Below are 20,417 nucleotides of genomic sequence, written 5' to 3'. Positions count from 1 at the left end.
TGCCAGTGCCCCAAGCTGTGAAGGCTGGGCCGCGATGGAACCGCGTGCTGCGTCGCGCTGGCTGCTTACAAAACGGCCAACAGCGCCTGCAATTGCTGCTTGATCTGGCCCTGCAGCTTCTCGTCGACCGGATCACCGGCTGCATTGAAGCTCTCGCCGAAGGCATTCGAGAACACCTCGGGCTTGCTCAGCACGCGCAGGTCCAGGAAGACCGCGACCTGGCGGAGGTGGTATTGAGCGCGCGAGGACCCCATGCCGCCGGCCGCGCCGCACAGCGCCGTGGGCTTCCCGGCAAGAAGGTGGTTGTCCTTCTCGCGCGACGCCCAGTCCAGCGCGTTCTTCAGCGCCGGCGCGATCGAGTAGTTGTATTCAGTACAGGCCAACAAGAGGCCATCGGCCGCGCGAAGCTGCTCGAACAGCCGCGTAACTGGCGGCGTGGGCGTCGGAAAGTCGGCGTTGTAGAAGGGCATGTCGCGCAGATCGGCGATCTCAATGCTCATGCCTTCCGGCGCGTTGGCCTGCGCATAGCGCAAGAGGCCGGTATTGCGGGATGCAGCACGCAGGCTGCCACTGATGGCCAGCACTTTCTTCATCAAAGACTCCTTGGCGGGCATGAAACGATGGGCATATCCGAGCCGCTCAGGTGCCGCAGAAAGTTCGGTAGCGCGCTGTGAACTCGCGCGCCGCCGGCGCGGCCAGATCGGCTCGATCAGCACGCTGACTGTAGGGCTCACGCACAGCCGCCAGCAAGCGCGCCAACGGCGCCAGATCGCTGGCATCGCTAGCCGCAGCCAGCACGGCCTCGACCTGGTGGTTGCGCGGGATCAGCCAGGGGTTGGCGCTCAACAGACGTTCGCGCTGCTGTTCGACTGACTCGCCGGCCCGTAGCAGTGCCACATGCCAGCGCTGTTGCCAGGTCTGCCAGGCCGGAGCGTCGAGCAGCAAGGGATGAACGCGCTCCGTACCATCCTGTCGGGGAACCAACTCGGCAAGCGCATGGAAGCCGAGCGTGAAATCAGCCTCGGCTGCCTCCAGCAGCGCAAGGAAATCCTCGGCCAGTGAAGCGTCGTCCTCGGGCAGCCGCCGCAACCCCAGCTTGGCCGCGAAGACCTGATGCCAGGCGGCGCCGAATTGCGCCGGAAAGCGGTCGATCACGGCTGTCGCCTCGGCGATGGCGCGCTCGCTGTCTTCGCCCAGCAAGGGGAGCAGACTCTCCGCCAAGCGAGCCAAGTTCCATTGCGCGATGGAGGGCTGGCGGCCGTAGGCATAGCGGCCACGCTCATCGATGGAACTGAACACGGCGCCCGGCTCGTAGGCCTCCAGCATGGCGCAGGGGCCAAAGTCGATCGTCTCGCCACTGATGGTCATATTGTCGGTGTTCATCACGCCATGAATGAAACCAACACCCAGCCATTGCGCAACCAACCGCGCCTGACGCTGCTGCACCCGGTCCAGCCAGGCCAGGGCCAATTCGGCCTCGCTACCCTGCCCGATCAGATCCGCGTCATGGCGTCGCAGCGCATGGGCCAGCAGCTTGCTGAGCGTGCCGCGATCCTGGCGTGCCGCGAAAAGCTCGAAGCTGCCCACGCGCAGGTGGCTGGCGGCCACCCGGGTCAGCACGGCGCCAGGCAAGGCCCGCTCGCGGCGGACCCAATCGCCGGTACGTACAGCGGCCAGCACACGTGTGCTGGGCACCCCCAGCGCATGCAAGGCCTCGCCCATGACCAGTTCGCGCAGCACCGGCGCCACTGCTGCTTTGCCGTCGCCACGGCGGGCAAAGGGGGTCGGACCGGAGCCCTTGAACGCCAGGTCATAGCGACGGCCGCTGGGGCTCAGTGCGTCGCCAAGCAAGAGCGCACGGCCGTCACCCAGCTGTGGCGAGAAGCCGCCGAACTGATGTCCGGCATAGGCCTGCGCGACCGGCTGCGCACCCGGTGGCAAGACCTGACCCGAAAACCAGTCCAGGCCATCCGCGCCGCCCAGACGCTCAGCGTCCAGCCCCAATTCAAGTGCTAGCGGCGCATTGAAATGCAGCCAGCTGGGCTGTGGAGCCGCCAGCGGCTGCCAGGCGATGCCGGCCTCTGGCAGCTCGCGGGCAAAGTCGTTGGTGAACGGAATCGGCGGGGTGGCATGAACATCAGACATGCCCGCACTCTAGCGGCTGACCCGTGAACCCACGGCCAGCCGGGTTGTTCAGAGCAGGCGGGAGATCAGCCCGCCCTCGGCCGGCAGACCCAGCGGTACCCAGACGCGCACCGGATCGCCCGGGGCCACCTGAACGGGCTCGCCGTCCAGGTTTTGCATCGCCTTGAGCTCAATGACCCGGTTGCCACTGGGATGCAGGAGCTCGATGCGGTCGCCCACGGCGAAGCGGTTCTTGGCCTGCACCTGCACCCAGCCGTCTTCGCGCACGGCGGTCACTTCCCCGACAAAGTGGCTGCGGTGCAGCTCGCTGTGGCCGCTGATGTAGTTCTGGTAGTCCTGGGCCGGGCGGCGCTCCAGCAGTCCGCCGGTGTAGCCGCGGTTGGCCAGACCTTCCAACTCCAGCAGCAGCTCGGGGTTGAAGGGGCGTCCGGCCGCGGCATCGTCAATCGCGCGGCGGTAGACCTGGGCGCTGCGGGCCACGTAGTACAGGCTCTTGGTGCGCCCCTCGATCTTCAGCGAATCCACGCCGATCTTGGTGAGCCGCTCCACATGTTCGACCGCACGCAGATCCTTGCTGTTCAGGATGTAGGTGCCATGCTCGTCTTCCATGATGGGCATGAGCTCGCCGGGGCGGCCCTTTTCCTCCAGGAAATAGACCTTGTCGGCCGCGGGGTGGCGCTGACCGCCGCCGCAGGTGGAAAAGCTGCTTTCGGCCTCGGCCTGGGCTTCGGCGAAGTTGAAATCGCTCTCCAGCGTGCCCACGGGCACGGCTTCGCCGCTGCTGGAGTCCTCGCTGGCCGGCTGGGTGCCGTACTCCCAGCGACAGGCATTGGTGCACGTGCCCTGGTTGGGGTCGCGGCGATTGAAGTAGCCCGAGAGCAGACAGCGGCCGGAGTAGGCAATGCACAGGGCGCCGTGCACAAAAACCTCGATCTCCATGTCCGGGCACTCATGGCGTATGGCCTCGATCTCGTCCAGGCTCAGCTCGCGCGAGAGGATGATGCGCTCCACCCCCACCTTCTGCCAGAACTTCACGGCCGCCCAGTTGGTCGTATTGGCCTGCACCGAGAGGTGGATGGGCACCTTGGGGAACAGGCCCTTCTCCATCTGCGCCAGCACCTGCATGATCAGGCCGGCATCCGCCATGATCAGCGCATCGGGCTTGAGCTCCACCACCGGCTGGATGTCCCGCAGATAGGTGCGCACCTTGTCGTTGTGCGCAATCAGATTGCTGGTGACAAAAAACTTCTTGCCGCGCTGGTGCGCCTCGGCAATGCCCTGGGCGATCTGCTCCAGGCGAAATTCGTTGTTGCGAGCCCGCAGCGAGTAGCGTGGCTGACCGGCGTAGACGGCATCGGCGCCAAAGTCGTAGGCGGCACGCATCTTGGCCAGGGAGCCAGCCGGCAGCAGCAGTTCGGGGGCACGAAGGACGTTCTGAGACATGGCCCGATTGTCCTTCATCGGTTCGCGAGCCTGGACTCAGCGCCATGGGCCACAATCCCGCCATGGCCCGAGGCAAACATGTTTCCACCGAGATCGATCCGGCCGCTTTGGCCGCCATCCAGACCCTGGGGGCTGCGGCCCGGCAGGCGCGGCTTCAGGCCGGCGATGGCCAGGCTGCAGCCGCGACGCGATTGGGCGTTCATGTACAGACCATCGGACGCATCGAGGCCGGCGAGCCCGGCGTGGCGATTGCCCATGTGATGGGCATGCTGGCCCTCTATGGCCTGAGTGCCAGCCCCGTTGCGCTGACACCCGCCGAGCCCCACTGAGCAAGGGGGCGGCCAAGGCCCCATGCGGCTCGACACGCGGAGGCAGCCAGGTCGCCGACTTTACGCTGCCCGCCCCAATGCCCTGCCACCCCCAGGTTTACCCTGGTGAAAAAATCCTACCTTCGGGGGAGGGCGATCCTTGGATGTAACGCATTTTTGCGACACTCGCAGGAGCCCGCTTGGCGCCCTGCGTCGTCAACCGGAATGTCTCTCTCTCGCTCTGAGCGAGCATCAGGTCGGCGGCTTGCGCCGCCCCAACTCCCGCCACGATGCACATTGCCGGATACCGTCTGCACGAGCTGATCTACGCCAACGGCGCCACCGTGGTGGCGCGCGCCAGCAGCCCCGAGGGGCAGACCGTGGTGCTCAAGTACCTGGACGGGGAACAGCCTTCGGCGGCCGTGGTGGCGCGCTGGCGCCACGAGCATGCGGTGCTGCAGCGCCTGGACTCGCCCTGGGTGATCCGCGCACTGGACCTGCTGGAGTCCGAGCGCCGCCCGGTGCTGGTGCTGGAAGACTTCTCGGCCTGCAGCCTGGCGCAGCTGATCGAGCGTCAGTCCCTGAACCTGGAAGAGCGCCTGACCCTGGCCGTGCAGCTCTGCCAGGCGGTCAGCGCGGTGCATCAGCACGGCCTGATCCACGGCGATGTGGCGCCCAAGAATGTGCTGGTGGACCTGGCGGGCCTGCGCATCAAGCTCTGCGACTTCGCCCTGGCCCTGCCTCTGAATCCGCTGGGCGCCACCCAGCAGCTGGAGCCGGGCGAGGCCCTGCGCGGCACCCTGGACTATGTCTCGCCGGAGCAGACCGGCCGCACCGGCCTGGAGCTGGACCACCGCAGCGACTTCTACTCCCTGGGCGTCAGCCTCTACGAGCTGCTGTCGGGTCGCAAGCCCTTTCGCTTCGAAGATCCCATCGCCCTGCTGCATGCCCAGCTGGCCTTGAGCCCCACGCCCCTGCACGAGCTGGACCCCGAGCTGCCGCCCGCCCTCTCGGCCCTGGTGCACAAGCTGCTGGCCAAGCATCCCGACGACCGCTACCAGAGCAGCTACGGCCTGCTGCAGGACCTGAAGCACTGCCTGACGCAGTGGCGCGAGCAGCGCCGCATCGAGCCCTTTGTGCTGGCGCGCGCCGACATTCCCGAGCGCCTGTGCATCGCCCAGAAGCTCTACGGTCGCGAGGCGGCCAGCCGCGAGCTGCGCGAGGCCTTCGAGCGCGCGCGCCAGGGCCGGCCCGAGCTGCTGCTGGTGGGTGGCTATTCGGGCATCGGCAAGACCGCCTTGGTGGGGGAGCTGCAAGCCCCGGTGCTGGCCCAGCGCGGCTATTTCCTGCGCGGCAAGTGCGACCAGTACAGCCGCAACGAGCCCTATGCCGCTTTGGGTCAGGCCCTGCGCCAGCTGCTGCAGCAGCTGGCTGCCGAAGAGCGCGAGCGCCGCCAGCACTGGCGCGCCCTCCTGCTGCAAAGCCTGGGCGACAACGCCGCCGTGGTAGGCGCCCTGCTGCCCGACCTAAGCCTGCTGACCGGCCCCCTGCCCGCTCCGGCCCCCCTGCCCCCGGCGGACACCGAACAGCGCCTGCACATCGCCTTCACCCAGTTCCTGCATGCGCTGGCGCGACCGGACCATCCCCTGGTCCTGTTCCTCGATGATCTGCAGTGGGTGGATGTGCCCAGCCTGCGCCTGCTGCAGCAACTGCTGCAGGAAAGCACCGAGGGCGCGGTCGGCTGCGGTCTCTTCATCATCGGCGCCTACCGCGACAACGAGGTGGACGATGCCCACCCGCTGCACCAGCTGATGCAGACCCTGGCACGCGCCCAGCCCAGCCACCTGCACACGCTCAAGCTCGAGCCCCTGGACGCCGGCAGCGTGCACCAGCTGCTGGCCGACACCCTGCACGGCACACCCGAGGCCGTGGCCGACCTGGCCGCGCTGTGCCTGGACAAGACCCGGGGCAACCCCTTCTTCCTGGGCCAGTTCCTGCGCAGCCTGCACGCGCATGGCGATCTGCGCTACGAGCGGCACCTGGGCGCCTGGCACTGGGATCTGGATCAGATCCGCCAGCGCGAGATGACGGACAACGTCGTCACCCTGATGCTGCAGCGCCTGCGCGAGCTGCCCCGCGCCACCCAGGCGCTGCTGGCCCAGGCCGCCTTGCTGGGTGAACGCCTGGACCTGCGCGAGCTGATGATCCTGAGCGCTCAGGATGCGCAGGCCACCGCCGAGCAGCTGCGCCCTGCCCTGCTGGCGGGGCTCTTGCTGCCCCTGGGCGAGGACTACAAGTTCGAGCACAGCCCCGAGCTGCTGGAGGGCGCGCGCTACCGCTTTCTGCACGACCGCGTGCAGCAGGCCGCGCACGACCTGACCCCGGCCGCCGAGCTGCCGGCCCTGCAGCTGCGCTGCGGCCGCCGCCTGCTGGCCGCCTGCAGCGAGGCCGAGCTGGAGCAGCGCCTCTTCGTGATCCTGGACTGCCTGAACCAGGCGGTCGACCTGATCGACGACGGCGCCGAGCGCGCCCGGCTGCTGGCCCTGAACCTGCGCGCCGGCCTGCGGGCCAAGGCCGCCTCGGCCCATGACGCAGCCGTGAGCCTGCTGCGCCAAGCCATGGCCTTGCGCGCACCCGAGTCCTGGCAGACCGAGCCCGCCCAGACCCTGGCCCTCTACCAGGCCCTGGCCGAGGCCGAGTACCTGGCGGGTCACTTCGAGGCCGCCGAGCGTCTCTATCCCGAGGCCCTGGCCGCCTGCCCGGATCTGGCCGGCCGCCTGGCCCTGCAGCTGGTGCAGGTGGACCAATACCACATCCAGGGCCGCTTCACCGATGCCTATGCGGTGATCCAGAACGCCCTGGCCCAGCTGGACCACCCCTTCCCGGACGATGCGGGCGCCATGGCTCTGTTCCCGGCCGAGTACGCCGCCACCGAGGCCCTGCTGGCCGAGCGTGGCCAGGACGCGGTGCTGCACGCGGCCGATATGGTCTCGCCCCTGCACCGGCTGGAGATGCAGCTGTGCAATGCCATGGCCTATGCCAGCTACCAGTGCGGCCGCCTGGGCGCCTATGTGCTCAATGCCAGCCGCATGCTGCAGACCACGCTGCGCCACGGGCAGAACGATTACAGCTGCATCGCCTATGCGGCCTATATGAGCGCCAGCGCGGCCATGGGCAAGCCCTACCCGCAATGCCATGCCCTGGGCCGCCTGGCCATGCGCCTGGCCGAGCTGCGCGACAACGCCCATGTGCGCCTGAGCATCTACCAGTACTTCTCGGCCTTCTACCAGCACTGGTGTGACCCGCTCAGCGAGACCCTGGCCAAGCTGGACCGTGGCGCGGAGATGGGCCTGAGCGGCCTGAACCCGCTGGATGCCGGCTACTGCGCCCTGCTGGGCCAGGTCAACCGCCTGGCCCTGGGCCATGAGCTGGTCGATCTGCAGACGCGCTGCGAGCAGAGCCTGAAGTTCCTGCTCAAGACCCGCCAGGGCGCCACCGAGGCCATGCTGCGCCACGGTGTGCTGCAGCCGCTGCGCGCCCTGCGCGGCCAGACCCTCTCGCCCCTGAACCTGGACAGCGAGGACTGCCGCAGCAGCGAGCTCTTCCACCGCCCCGATGCGCCGCCCTCCATCCCGCTGGCGCTCTACAGCGTGGCCCAGCTGCGCCATGCCTATCTGATGGGCGACGCCGCCAGCTGGCGCCTGGCCCTGCCACGCCTGCCCGTGGTGGCGGCCTGCCTGCCCGACAGCCCCTCGGTGGTGGAAGGCAGCTTCTATGCAGCCCTGGGCTGGCTGCGCGAGGGCTTTGCCGAGGACGCCAGCCAGGCCCTGCTCCAGGCGCAGACCCTGCTGGCGCGTTTCGAGACCTGGGCCGAGGGCTGCACGGCCAACTTCGCCCACAAGCGCGACCTGATCGCTGCCGAGCTGGCCCGCGTGCGCGGGGAGGAACGCTCGGCCATGAGCCTCTATGCGCGCGCCATCGAGTCGGCCGAGGCAGCCGGCTTCACCACCGCCGCCGGCCTGGCCAACGAGGCCTATGGCCGCTTCTGGATGAGCCAGGGCCAGCCCCAGCTGGCCAGCCATTTCCTGCGCGAGGCGCACTACCACTTCCAGCGCTGGGGAGCCCTGGTGAAATGCCGCCAGCTCGAGGACGAGTGGCCCCAGCTGCCCTTCGTCCTGGCTCGCGGACCGGGGCGCCGCAGCAGCACCGCTCGCAGCAGCGATGGCGGTGGCAGCTACCGCGACCCCTTGGACGGCGGCTTCAGCATCGATCTGCACGCCCTCATGAAGGCCAACCAGCTGCTGGCCCAGGAGATCCATCTGGACACCCTGCTGCCGCAGATGCTAGGCGTGCTGCTGCAGCATGCGGGCGCCGAGCGCGGCGCCATCGCGCTGGAGGACGAGGACGGCCTGGTGGTGGAGGCCATTGGCGGCCTGGATGATCGCGGCCAGCTGGCTTCGCAACGCCTGTGCATGCCCCTGGCCGAGCTGGGAGACCAGGGCCAGGCCCTGCTGCCCAGCGCCCTGATCGACTATGTGCGCCTCACCCGCCGCACCCTGGTGCTCAACCGCCCCGAGCTGGATGAGCGCTTTGCTCACAGCGTCTACCTGCGCCAGCAGGCGCCGCGCTCGGTGATCTGCCTGCCCGTGCTCAGACAGGGCAAGTTGGTGGCCCTGGTCTATATGGAGCACCAGCGCCTGGAGAACGCCTTCACAACGCGGCACCAGCAAAGCCTGGAGCTGCTGAGCAGCCAGGCCGCCATCTCGCTGGTGAATGCCCGGCTCTATGAGAGCCTGGAGAACAAGGTGGCACTGCGCACCGAGGAGCTGCGCCAGATGAGCATGCGCGACGGGCTCACCGGCGTGGCCAACCGCCGCGCCTTCGATGAGCGCCTGCAGCTGGAATGGCGCCGCAGCCAGCGTCAGGGCAGCCCCCTGGCCCTGCTGATGATGGACATCGACTTCTTCAAGCAGTTCAACGACCACTACGGCCACCTGGAGGGCGACCGCTGCATCAAGGCCGTGGCCGAGTGCCTGCAGGGCGTGGCCAGCCGCGCCGGCGATCTGCTGGCGCGCTATGGCGGCGAAGAATTTGCCCTGCTGCTGCCGGGCACCGACCTGGCCGCCGCCCAGCGCCTGGCCCAGACCTGCCTGGACGCGGTGGAGGCCCTGGGCTTTGCCCACGCCCAGTCCAGTGTGGCCCCGCATGTGAGCCTCAGCCTGGGCGTGGCCTGCCAGGTGGCGGACGTGGACGCCAAGCCCGAACAGCTGCTGGCCGCCGCCGACGAGGCCCTGTACCGGGCCAAGCGGGAGGGGCGGCGGCGCTGGGCTGGATTGTGAGCCCCTCGTCCACGCCATTCGGCGTGGACGGTCCCCCGAGGGGACGTCCGGGCCCGCGGCCCGGGACCACGGACCCGGACCGGGCGGGCCGGCTTGGGGCGGCCCGGCGCTCGGCCCGTCGGGGATAGGCTCAGATGCTGATGCTGTTGGGGATCTGCGAGGGCAGCTGGAAGGGGTATGGCATGGGCCGGCCCTGGTTGCGCTTGCGGATCTCGATCTCGGCCAGGGACAGGGCGGACTGGAAGTCCGCCACCAGGGGCGCCACCCGCGGATCACTGAAATAGGGATCACGCGGGTTGTGCTCGTACTGGCCCAGACGGTCGTACTGCACCCCGCTGAGCAGGTACTCGAAGGACAGGCCGTAGAGCGCCAGGTCCAGCGGCGGATACCAGGGCAGGCAGTCCTGCTCGCTCTCCAGCCGGGTCGAGCGCGTGGGCGCGGGCTGGTAGAGGCTGCCGGTGACGCTGGGCGCATAGGACATCAGCGGGTACTGGGCATAGTTCACCGAGGCGTGCTGGGGGCCGGCGATATAGATCATCTGGGCCACCATCTCGATCAGGTAGTCGAGACTTTCCAGGCGCCAGGGGCGCTTGGGGTCGCCGCTGGGCACCAGGCCGCCCAGGCCCTGGAAGCTGGCATAGCGCGGGTCCACCAGCTCGGCCACAAAGCCCTGCAGTTCCTCGTCCGCGCGCACATCCGCGTCGCTGCGGTAGTAAAGGCGCAGATAGCCGTCCACGAACTGGCGGATGGCGCGCCACAGCAGCAAGGTGTCCTCGCGGAAGGCAAAGGGCTGCAGCCGCTCCACGCCGCGCAGCGCGAACAGGCGCTCGGGGTGGTTCTCGTCCCAGCGCCACTCGCTGCGGGCCTTGGCCAGCATGCTCAGGGTGCATTCAATGGCCGGCCCCACATTGCAGGCCACCACGCCGCCCGGCACGATCAGGCTGTGGATGGCCGAGTCATTGATATTGATGGTGAAGCGGAAATGCGGCTCCAGCAGCTTGAGCAGGGGATGCTGCAGGGCCAGCTGCCGGTGTGCCGCCACCACGATGGGCTCGATCACCAGATGACAGTTGCCCAGATGGGCGATGGACTCATGCTGGATGGCCGCCGCCACATTGACGAAATGCTTGGCCAGCTGCCACTTGTAACCGCCGGCATCGTTGGCGCCGGCACTGTCGCGCGGGCTGAAGATGGGCGCGCTCTCGGCATCGTGCTGCTGGGCCAGCTGGATGGCCAGGGGCTGGAGCACGCCCTCGGCACAAGGCGGGTAGCCGGCCGGCGGCTGCGGGTTCCAGTAGAAGAGCGCGATGGGCGCGGCCAGATAGCGCTGGCGGCCATTGAGCTTGTCGGCCCAGGCCCCCTCCAGCAGGGCGTAGTCCACCACAAAGAGGCGGCCGCGCGCCGCGGCCTCGGCCAGGCTGGGGGCGCCCGGGCCCAGCTCGGCCCTCAGCAGGGCATCGCTCACCGGCATCTTGCGCAGCAGCTCGGCCAGGGCCATCTGCTGGCTGCCCGGTGCGGGCTGGCTGACCACGGCGCGCAGCAAGGTGGTGTTGAAACCCGCCGTCTGCAGCCAGCCGAAGAACCAGTCCTGCTCGCAGGGCTCGGTGGGCGTGGCCGGCATCCAGTCCTGGCGGGCGATGTCCAGCATCAGGGGCTGGGGCAGGTCCTGCATCAGATCGCGGTAATCCTGCAGGGAGCGCGGCAGCAGATAGTCGCGCCCCTGGCTGGTGTTGAGCATGTCGAAGAGCGTGGACTTCAGGAAGGCGGTGGGGCCGTTGGCCGCAAAGTCCTTGAAGACCGCGTCCAGGCCGGTCGCCATCTTGAGAAGGTCCTGGGGCAGATGCATCAGGTCCTTGAGCGCCCCAGGCAGGGCTGCCAAGGCCTCGAAGAAGGCCTGCAGGTCCTTGATATCGCGCCCGATATGCCAGCCGCCCAGGTCCTTCTTCAGCTGCTCATAGCACTGCTGTACCCGCTGCAGCGCGGCCTCGGGCAGGTCGGCGCTAAGCTCGCGCTCTAGCAGGCGCAGCACGGCGCGCTGAAAGTTCGCACTCAGCACCAGAAAGACCTGCAGCACCTGGGCTTCGTAGGCGGGGTTGAACTTCTCGCCCGCCGGCAGATCGGCCGACAGCGGCACGCCTTCCAGATAGCTCTGCATATAGTTGTACTCGGTGCGCGCCAGCGAGAGCTGGAAGCGGCGCGCTTCGCGGGCGTCCGGGCTCTGAGTCTGCGGCAAACTGGGTATCTCGGGTCGAGCGGCCGTAGCGCCATAGGCGGGGCTGGAGTTCATGGGTGGTTCTGCCTTGGTAGTTCCGGAATGGAAGGTGCCATGTCTTGCCTCACCGCGAGGGCTTGAGGGATGGCGGGCTGCACGGTAGCCGGCCTCGGGCTCGGGGGATGCTTGGAAAAGCAGCGCTAAGCCTCCGGCAGTTGTCCGAATCGGTTTCAGGGCATAAGCTGTGGCCACGATGAACACGCCCCGTGCCGTCAAGCCCAACAGCGCCATGAAGGTGCTGGTGATCGACGACCAGCAGCAGGTGCGTCACATCATCCGCGAGTCGCTGTACCGCCTGGGCTTCAAGCATGTGCTCATGGCCGGCGACGCGGCCGAGGCCCTGCGCCATCTGCGCAGCGAGCCTATGGATCTGGTGCTCAGCGACTACAACCTGGGGGATGGCCCGGACGGCCAGCAGCTGCTGGAGGCCGCGCGAGGCGGCCGCCTGCTCAGCCCCGTGGCGCCCTGGATCTTCATCTCAGCCAACGCCTTGCGTGGCGATGTCTTGGCGGCGGGAGACTTCCTGCCCGACGGCTACATCATCAAGCCCTTCACCGACCAGTTGCTGGCCCGCTACATCGAGGGGCTCACCGCGCGCAAGCAAGCCCTGGCCCCCCTGCTGCTGGCCGCCGATGCACAAAAGTGGGATGAGGTGCTCAAGGAGGCGGAAGCCTTCATCAAGCGCGGCGATGCACTCTCCAGCGAGGGCCTCAAGCACAAGGCCCAGGCCCTGATGCGCCTGGCTCGCTTCGAGGAAGCCCTGGCCTGCTATGGCAGTGCCCTGGATCTCAACTCCGAGCTGGCCTGGGCCCGGCTGGGCCATGCCCAAGCCCAGCGCGCGCTGGGACGCCCCGAAGCAGCCCGCGCCGAGCTGGAGCGGCTCACGCGCGCCCAACCCAGTTTTGCCAGCGCCTACGACATCCTGCTGGAGATCACCGAGGAACAGGGCGACGCCGAGGCGGCCCTGAACACGGCCCGCGCCGTGGCCGATCTGGTGCCCAATGCCAAGCGCAAGACGCGCCTGGGTGGCCTGGCCCTGGCCGCGGGTGAGACCGAGCTGGCCGTCAAGGTGCTGGAGCAGGCCGTGGCCAAGAATCGCCATGCCGTCAATCCCGGCCCGCAGGACAGCGTGCTGCTGGCCCAGGCCCTGCTGGACAACGGTGAGCCCGCCCGCGCCGCCACCCTGGCCGCCGAACTGGGCAAGCGCTTTGCCGAGCAGGGCCCGGCCCGACTGCTGGCCAAGGCCCTGGGCGCCCAGGCCCAGCAACAGCTGGGCAACGAGACCGCCGCGGCTGCCCTGATGGATGAGGTGGCCGCCGCGCTGGAGACCGAAGGCACCGCGCTGGACGGTCCGTCCAAACTGCTGCTGGCGCGCAGCGCCTTGAGCACGGGGCACCCGGATCTGGGCCAGCAACTCATCGGCGAGGTGGCGCGCAACCACGGCGACAAACCCTTGCTCATGGCCAGCGCCCTGCGGGCGGCGGCGGGCACACCGGCCGAAGCCGAGTGCCGCAAACTGATCGAACGCGCCAGCGAGGAGGTGGCCCAGGCCATGACGGACCTGCAGCGTGCCAAGCGCAGCGGTGAGCTGGGCCAGGCCCTGGAGGTCGGCGAGCGCATCCTGGCGCGCTCGCCCCAGAACTTCAATGTGCTGATCGACCTCTGCACCCTGCACCTCATCGTCATGGGCCGGCAGACCGACGAAGCGGTTCGACAGACTCACCGGGACCGAGCCCGGGAACTGCTCGAACGGCTGGAGCTGCACCACCCCATGCACGACCGCGTGGCCGCGGCTCGCAAATTCTTCCGCGAGCGCGTGGGCGGCAAGGCCTGACCCCATCATGCCCCCGAGCGGCCTGGATCCCCGCCTGAGCGCCCTGGTGGTTCACGACCTGAAGAACCGCCTGGCCATACTCAGCGACGAGTTGCGGCAGCTGGGCCGCCTGCCCTTGCCTGCAGCCGCCCATGCGCATGCACGCCAGGCGAATGAGCAGGCCTTGATGCTGACACGCCGGCTCATGGAGTTCCTGACCGTGCATCGTGCCATCGAGGAAGGCGGCCTGCGGGCCAGCCCTGCGGAGGAAATGCCCGATCTGATGCTGATGGAGCTGGCCTCGGATGCCGAGATGCTGCTGCACGGCCGGCTGCAGGTGACACAGCAGCTCGACGCCAACCCGCCCTTCTGGTTCTACGACCGCACCCTGGTCCATCTGGCGCTGGACTCGGCCCTTTACAACGCCCTGCGCTTTGCCCGCAGCCAGATCACGCTGGGCCTGTCCGTCGAGGACGGCTGGCTGTGCTTCCGGGTGCATGACGACGGCCCGGGCCTGCGCGATGAGGCGCCGGGCAGCACGTCCACGGGCCTGGGCCTGCGGGTGTGCGAGGAAGTGGCCCGCGCCCACATCAACCATGGTCGCCAGGGGCGCAGCCGGCTGCGGGATCATCCCGAGGGCGGCGCGGTGTTCGAGCTCTTCCTTCCCTGAGGCGTGGCGTCTGGCAGTCCGATCTGGCAGTCCGGTCGTGCAGTCCGCCGCGTCGCGCGCTGCTAGCATGCGTCGCCATGAGTACCGTTGCCCGCTTTAGCTCCTCGCTCCCCCTACGTCTTCTGGCCGCCGCCCTGCTGGGCGCTGGCCTGCTCAGCGCCAAGGCCGCCGAGCTTCAGCTGCGCATCCTGCAGACCACGGATGTGCACATGAATCTGCTCAACTACGACTACTACCAGGACCGCCCCACCGAAGAATACGGCCTGGCCAAGGCTGCCACCCTGATCAAGGCGGCGCGGGCCGAGGCGCCCAACAGCCTGCTCTTCGACAACGGCGACCTGCTGCAGGGCAATCCCCTGGGCGACTACATCGCCCGCGTGCGGCCCCTGCCGCGCGGCGAGGTGCATCCCGCCTACAAGGTGCTGAACCAGCTGGGCGTGGACGCCGCCAACATCGGCAACCATGAGTTCAATTACGGCCTGCCCTTTCTGCGCCAGGCCATCAGCGGCGCGCAGTTCCCCTATGTGAGCGCCAATGTGGTGGAGGCCGCCAGCGGCAAGCCCGCCTTCACGCCCTATGTGATCCTGGAGCGGCGTCTGCGCGACGAGAGCGGGGCCGAGCGAGCGCTCAAGATCGGCGTGATCGGCTTTGTGCCGCCCCAGATCATGCTCTGGGACCGCCAGAACCTGGAAGGCAAGGTGCGCGCCCTGGACATCCTGGAAAGCGCCCAGCGCCTGGTGCCCGAGATGCGCGCGCGCGGCGCCGATCTGGTGGTAGCCATTGCCCACAGCGGCATCGAGAAGCACGAGCAGCCCAAGATGGCCGAGAACGTGGCCGCCCAGCTGGCCCGGGTGCCGGGCGTGGACGTGCTGCTGCTGGGCCATGCCCATGCCGAGTTCCCCGGCCCGGCCTTTGCCAGCTTCCCCGGCGTAGACCTGGCGCGCGGCACACTCTACGGTGTGCCGGCCGTGATGCCCGGGCGCTGGGGCGACCATCTGGGCGTGATCGATCTGCGCCTGAGCGATGCCGGCGGCCGCTGGCAGGTGCAGAGCAGCCGCGCCGAGATCCGCCCCATCTTCAATCGCAAGACCCGTCAGCCCCTGGTGGAGGCCGATGCCGCGGTGGCCAGCCTTATCGCCGCCGAGCACCAGGGCACACTGGACTATGTGCGCAGCCAGGTGGCCGAGTCCACGGCGCCCATCCACAGCTATTTCGCCCAGGTGGTGGACGACCCTTCCGTGCAGTTGGTGGCCCAGGCCCAGCTGGCGTATGCCCGCCGCGCGGTGCAGGGCACGGCCTACGAGAAGCTGCCCCTGCTCTCGGCCGCGGCCCCCTTCAAGTCCGGCGGCCGCCAGGGCACGGGCAACTACACCGACATCCCGGCCGGCCCGGTGGCCATCAAGCATGTGGCCGATCTCTACGTCTACCCCAACACCGTCAAGGTGGTGAAGATCAGCGGCGCCGAGCTGCGCGAGTGGCTGGAGATGTCGGCAGGCCAGTTCCGCCGCATCGATCCCCAGGGGCCCGCTGCCCAGGAGCTGCTGGAGCCGGCCTTCCGCTCCTACAACTTCGACATGATCGAGGGCCTGAGCTACGAGATCGATGTGAGCCAGCCCGCCCGCTACACGGCCGAGGGCCAGCGCACCGAGGCACAGGGGCAGCGCATCGTCAATCTTCGCTACCAGGGCCGGGCGGTAGACCCCAAGGCGGAGTTCCTGGTCGTGACCAACAACTACCGCGCCAGCGGCGGCGGCAACTTCCCCGCACTCAGCGGCGAGCGCGTCGTGGTCGATTCACCCGATGAGAACCGCGAGACCGTGGCCCAGTACCTGGCCAGCGCCAAGACCTTCAACCCCAGCGCCGACGGCAACTGGCGCATCCTGCCCGTGGCGGGCGTGAAGCTGCGCTTTGTCTCGGGCGCCGGTGGCATCCCGCACCTGGCCCGCACCCCAGCCGTGAAGCTGGTGGAGCGACGCGCCGATGGGTCGGCGCTTTACGAGTTGGCGGACTGAACAGGATTCCGCCGAACAGCCGTTGGATGCGCCAGGACAAGGCGCGGCCGGGAGGCCGCCATCAAGAGGGTCTGCAACCCGGTATCACCCGATACCAGAACGCAGGTTTTACGCCCAGTTGCTGCCGGATGCGCTCCCCACCCATAGCGGGCAGATGGTGAGAAATCGCCAGCATGGCTGCGGATACCAAACGACCCAGGCCCAGTCCCGGCTGTGGCTCCACATGCAAGGCCAGCCGGCTGAGACACTCGCTCCGTTCGCTCCAGTTGTGATCCCTAGCGTCACCCCAGCCCTCAGTCTGCGGGTCCCGCATTACCCACGCTTCAGACCCGCCGCCACCCAGCAGATCACGATCCAATTGCGCCAATTCGAGCAGCGGCTGGCGCCTGGGGTTTGTTTGATTCAGGGCCTGCGCATAGAGGTCGGCTCTAAACGCACCGGTCGGGACATAGATTCGCATATCCGGATTCGCATCAGCCAGCCGTACTGCCGCCAACGAGTTTGCGGTAAATGAATGCAATGAGGCCTGTTGCAATGCAGCCAACAGCCCCCCGACAACAACGGCCATGCCGCAAATACTTGCTGATACACGCCGACTCAAGCTCGCCAGCAGCAATCCGCCCAACAGTGCTAGCGGTGCGGCGAACATCAGTATGTAGTTGCTTTGTTTAATGGGCAATGCAGACAAGATCAGTGTGAAACCTAGGCCCCATATCACGATCAGCCTCTGGCCCAGGAGGCTACTCGCAGCCACAGTCCGGCCTCGCAGCATTTGAACTAGGCCCAGCAAGCACAACCAACCCGCCAAACCAACATGGCGAATGTCAACAAAGAGCGCTTTCAAGTAGAACCATGGGCCACTCGTCTCAACGATCCTGCCAAGGCTGTTTCGCCCACTGTGCACCAAATGCAAGGGGTCACCATGAACCCAAGCCATCAGTGCCATATTTCCCAACAGCATCAATAGCACGCCCAATACAAGCCAGCCCCAGCGCCAGTGGAATCGCTGACAGAGCAGGGCGTAAGCCATCAACATCATTCCAGCAACATATAGACCCGCGTCCTTAATCCAATAGCAGGCACCGAATGCAAGCCCAGCCCAAAAATAGTCAACGAGGCGGCCGCTCCCAGACTCCGCCCGCACCAAAAACCACACGCCCAAACTCAGAAACAGAGCGAGCGGCGAGTCCGCCATAAGCCGCGTTGCAAAGTGAGCATGCAAGGGCATCACCGCGAGCAAGAGCATGGCCCACAATCCCACGCGCGAGCTCCAGACGCGCGTCGCAATAAGATAAACCAGCCACACCTCCGCCAATGATGCCAAAAACCCCCATGCGACCGCCCCCCATTCATTGACACCAAACAGTGCCAAGAACGCAGCGACAGGCACATTGACGCCGTAACGCAACGATCCAATATAAGACGAGTGCGGCCACTCGCCACTAAGTACACCCTTGGCTGCGCCAAGATATGTCACCTCATCGGAACCAAAGAATCCGGCGAATACAGCCCAACGAAACAGTGCTGCAACAATAAGAACGACACCCGCAATGATGAGACCGGACCCACTCTCGCTCTTGCCTTGCGGTCGCCCAAATCGGGCCAAAACGACAGTCATCGCCGCACCACTTCAAGCAGCTGCTGTATCACATTGGCTTGATACTCTTCCAAGCCCAACCACATTGGCAAACGCACCAAGCGTTGGCTGAATTCATTAGTTACTGACATATCACCAACGCTGCGTCCTATGCGCTCGCCATAAGGTGCGCTATGCAGGGGGACATAGTGGAATACGCAACCGATTCCTCGTTCTCGCATCTCTGCAATGAAATCGGTACGATGCTCCAGGTCGCGAAGCAGGACGTAATACATGTGCGCATTGTGCGCACAGTCCCGAGGCACCACGGGCCGGCGCAGCAAACCGTCACGTTCGGCCTGCTCAAGGAAACGATGATAGGTATCCCACAATGCCAATCGACGCTGTGTGATGCCATCGGCCTCTTCCGTCTGGGCCAATAGAAAGGCCGATATCAATTCACTTGGCAGATAAGAGGATCCTAAGTCGGTCCATGTGTACTTGTCGACTTGCCCACGCAGAAACTTACTACGGTTCGTACCCTTTTCACGAATGATCTCCGCGCGCTCAATAAAACGCGAGTCATTGATCAAAAGCGCCCCACCTTCGCCTGAGATAATGTTCTTGGTCTCATGGAATGAAAGCGCCGCCATATGGCCCTGGCTACCGACCGGACGGCCGTTGTAATTGGACATCAAAGCCTGGGCGGCATCCTCAATGACCAGCAAGTTATGGCGATGCGCGATCTCCATGATCTTGTTCATCTCGCAAGCCACACCTGCATAGTGCACGGGCACGATGGCCTTGGTTCGAGGTGTGATCGCGGCTTCTATCTTTGTCTCGTCAATATTGAGCGTATCCGGCCGAATGTCGACAAATACCGGCGTAGCGCCGCGCAGCACAAAGGCATTTGCTGTTGAGACAAAGGTGTAAGATGGCAGAATCACTTCATCGCCAGGCTCAATCCCGGCCAGAATCGCAGCCATCTCAAGTGCGCCCGTACAGGAGTGCGTCAACAACGCACGCCGCGCACCGGTACGTGCTTCAAGCCAGCGTGAGCAGCGTTTCGTGAACTCGCCATCACCGGCCAGATGTCCCTGGGCATGAGCCTGGGCGATATACCAGAGCTCCTTGCCTGTCATATAGGGCTTGTTAAATGGTATGGTGACCATTGATCGTCCTTTTCTTCAAAACCCTGGCCGGGCATCCGGCCGCGATGGTGTAGGGCGGAACGTCACGCGTGACGACGCTGGCAGCCGCAATGACCGCGCCCTCACCAATGGTCACACCCGGCAGAATAGTGGCGCCCGCGCCAATCCAAACGTGATCGCCAATCGCGACACTGGCCGACGTGTCAGGCAAATCTAGCTCGCGATAATCATGCCCGGCGCTGAGCACTCGCACGTGAGGCCCGAGCGCTACATGATCACCAACCGTAATACGCGCCCTGCCATCCATCATCGAACCATAAAACTCACAGCCACGATTGACGGACGTCGACCTCCCTATGCTGATCTTCCAAGGGTAGCGGAAGTAACACTGATAATCGATGACACTATTCGATCCAAGACGCCCAAGCAATAGGCGATAGACCATGTGGCGTAGTGGTGGCGGCAAGATTTCTAGAAGCAGCCTCAGCAAGTTTTCTGAATAGGAATATGCACCAAACAACAGGCGCCTGATGCTGGGTGGAAAGGACCTCATTCCGTAGCCCGCCCTTGCGCAGGTCTCGCAAACACCCAGAATTTCTGTCCAACGAAGAAAAACAAGGGCATCCCCAGAACCAAACCCAGCATCACCCATTGATGTGACAAGCCCATGACCCCGACCAACAGACGCATCACCGCCAAATTTATTCCATAGCCCAGCAGATATAGGAAGACATACCGCTTGAAAGCCACGCCTACCCTGCCACCATGTTCAAACGTCCAACGCCTGTTGAAAATGAACGTTTGCAATACACCAACAACATACAGCAGGGTCATCGCCACAACCGGCTCGACATGCATTGCGGTCAGAGCCAGGTAGAGCAAATAGCCGAGTGCATTGGCGCTCAAGCCAACGATCCCGTAGCGTGCAACCTGCTGCAAGGTCAGCCTAGCCTGGTTCATATTTCACTAGGCGGACTGCGCCAGCCCCAGATGTACTGCGGCGCACTCGGGCCGACACAGAACAACAAATCCAGAATACTGACCCCATGTTCAAACGGTGGATAGGGTTGCTCATACACCGGATAACCGCTGTAGTCCTTCCAGACAAGTTGGATGCCGGCCGCTTCAAATTCGGCGGCATCGATGTAGTCTTTGGCAGCAGGCCCAGAAACATAGTGACTGCACTGCAACTGTTTCAACAGCCCCATCAACCGTTCAAGGCGCCTGCCCTCAGTCTGATAGTTTCTTGAGTCATCAAAACGGGTTTTTATACCAAGCAGCTCGGCGGAAATTTTCCGTACCAGATATTGATTCAGCTCAGACAGACTTGACCACTGTCTAGCACGGTAAATCTCCTCAAAGAACTCACGATAGTAACGAAAATAGGGCTGCTTGCTGTACGCCTGCTTTAGACTTTCCCAGTGGGAAGCTTGCCAACGTGAGTCACTCATTCTCACTTCACAAACCAGACGATTCAGATCCGTTCCCACCGGGACGCTCAGCCACCGTGTGCCTTGTGCGGTTTTTATCCGATTGCGGTTACGCCAGTCGTTCTTGGTGAATTGCACATCGTCATAAAAGCAAAACACATCTGCATCGCGGATCAGATCAAAGTAGCCTTTCCACGGGATGTAGTTGGATTGGAGAACCACAACACGGGTCACATGCGGCTCCTCGTCATGAAGTGC

At 65.7% G+C, this 20,417-nt stretch carries 14 protein-coding genes; 5 read left to right on the top strand and 9 right to left on the bottom strand.

Annotated elements, in window-relative coordinates:
- Positions 1-65 precede the first annotated feature (65 nt).
- Genes DFR39_RS15715 through trhP form a run of 3 tightly spaced genes read right to left on the bottom strand, consistent with a single transcriptional unit; the run spans position 66 to position 3,606 of the window.
- Entirely contained in the window at positions 66-593 is a 528-nt protein-coding gene (locus tag DFR39_RS15715) for an NADPH-dependent FMN reductase (protein ID WP_211343888.1), read from the bottom strand.
- 46 nt (positions 594-639) lie between these two features.
- On the bottom strand, positions 640-2,145 hold the full coding sequence (locus DFR39_RS15710; RefSeq protein WP_133604662.1) for a protein adenylyltransferase SelO: 1,506 nt from the start codon (positions 2,143-2,145) through the stop codon (positions 640-642).
- Positions 2,146-2,193: 48 nt separating this feature from the next.
- Positions 2,194-3,606: a prephenate-dependent tRNA uridine(34) hydroxylase TrhP gene (gene trhP / locus DFR39_RS15705; RefSeq protein ID WP_133604660.1), complete on the bottom strand. Its 1,413-nt coding sequence runs from the start codon at positions 3,604-3,606 to the stop codon at positions 2,194-2,196.
- A gap of 44 nt (positions 3,607-3,650) precedes the next feature.
- Between trhP and DFR39_RS15700 the strand changes: the two genes are divergently transcribed.
- Complete coding sequence (locus DFR39_RS15700; protein WP_133604658.1) at positions 3,651-3,917, top strand: helix-turn-helix domain-containing protein; 267 nt, start codon at positions 3,651-3,653, stop codon at positions 3,915-3,917.
- Between the two features lie 269 nt (positions 3,918-4,186).
- Complete coding sequence (locus tag DFR39_RS15695) at positions 4,187-9,235, top strand: diguanylate cyclase domain-containing protein (RefSeq protein WP_133604657.1); 5,049 nt, start codon at positions 4,187-4,189, stop codon at positions 9,233-9,235.
- Positions 9,236-9,365: 130 nt separating this feature from the next.
- On the opposite strand, the gene DFR39_RS15690 is transcribed toward DFR39_RS15695, so the two are convergent.
- Positions 9,366-11,522 (bottom strand): lipoxygenase family protein, encoded by a 2,157-nt coding sequence (locus DFR39_RS15690; protein ID WP_133604655.1) that lies wholly within the window; start codon positions 11,520-11,522, stop codon positions 9,366-9,368.
- A 178-nt stretch (positions 11,523-11,700) separates the two neighbouring features.
- Between DFR39_RS15690 and DFR39_RS15685 the strand changes: the two genes are divergently transcribed.
- From DFR39_RS15685 to DFR39_RS15675, 3 genes are all read left to right on the top strand, one after another.
- The gene (locus tag DFR39_RS15685; protein WP_133604653.1) at positions 11,701-13,341 is read left to right on the top strand and encodes a response regulator; all 1,641 of its coding nucleotides are present in this window, start codon (positions 11,701-11,703) and stop codon (positions 13,339-13,341) included.
- Between the two features lie 7 nt (positions 13,342-13,348).
- The gene (locus tag DFR39_RS15680) at positions 13,349-13,990 is read left to right on the top strand and encodes a sensor histidine kinase (protein WP_133604651.1); all 642 of its coding nucleotides are present in this window, start codon (positions 13,349-13,351) and stop codon (positions 13,988-13,990) included.
- 77 nt (positions 13,991-14,067) lie between these two features.
- Positions 14,068-16,002, top strand: coding sequence for a bifunctional 2',3'-cyclic-nucleotide 2'-phosphodiesterase/3'-nucleotidase (locus DFR39_RS15675; RefSeq protein WP_133604649.1), 1,935 nt, complete (start codon positions 14,068-14,070; stop codon positions 16,000-16,002).
- Between the two features lie 61 nt (positions 16,003-16,063).
- On the opposite strand, the gene DFR39_RS15670 is transcribed toward DFR39_RS15675, so the two are convergent.
- From DFR39_RS15670 to DFR39_RS15650, 5 genes are all read right to left on the bottom strand, one after another.
- A complete protein-coding gene (locus DFR39_RS15670) occupies positions 16,064-17,620 on the bottom strand; it encodes an ArnT family glycosyltransferase (protein ID WP_133604647.1) in 1,557 nt (518 codons plus the stop codon).
- The gene (gene rffA, locus DFR39_RS15665; RefSeq protein WP_133604645.1) at positions 17,617-18,750 is read right to left on the bottom strand and encodes a dTDP-4-amino-4,6-dideoxygalactose transaminase; all 1,134 of its coding nucleotides are present in this window, start codon (positions 18,748-18,750) and stop codon (positions 17,617-17,619) included. The genes DFR39_RS15670 and rffA overlap by 4 nt, the downstream gene beginning before the upstream one ends.
- Complete coding sequence (locus tag DFR39_RS20400; protein WP_162849551.1) at positions 18,731-19,174, bottom strand: acyltransferase; 444 nt, start codon at positions 19,172-19,174, stop codon at positions 18,731-18,733. The genes rffA and DFR39_RS20400 overlap by 20 nt, the downstream gene beginning before the upstream one ends.
- Before the next feature lie 104 nt (positions 19,175-19,278).
- Positions 19,279-19,689, bottom strand: a complete 411-nt coding sequence (locus DFR39_RS15655) for a GtrA family protein (protein ID WP_133604641.1) — start codon at positions 19,687-19,689, stop codon at positions 19,279-19,281.
- A complete protein-coding gene (locus DFR39_RS15650) occupies positions 19,686-20,393 on the bottom strand; it encodes a WbqC family protein (RefSeq protein WP_211343887.1) in 708 nt (235 codons plus the stop codon). Before DFR39_RS15650 ends, DFR39_RS15655 begins: the two co-directional genes overlap by 4 nt.
- Positions 20,394-20,417: the final 24 nt, after the last annotated feature.

The sequence above is a fragment of the Roseateles asaccharophilus genome, from assembly GCF_004362405.1.
Classification (GTDB): domain Bacteria; phylum Pseudomonadota; class Gammaproteobacteria; order Burkholderiales; family Burkholderiaceae_C; genus Kinneretia; species Kinneretia asaccharophila.
This window is presented reverse-complemented; position numbering and strand designations above follow the sequence as displayed.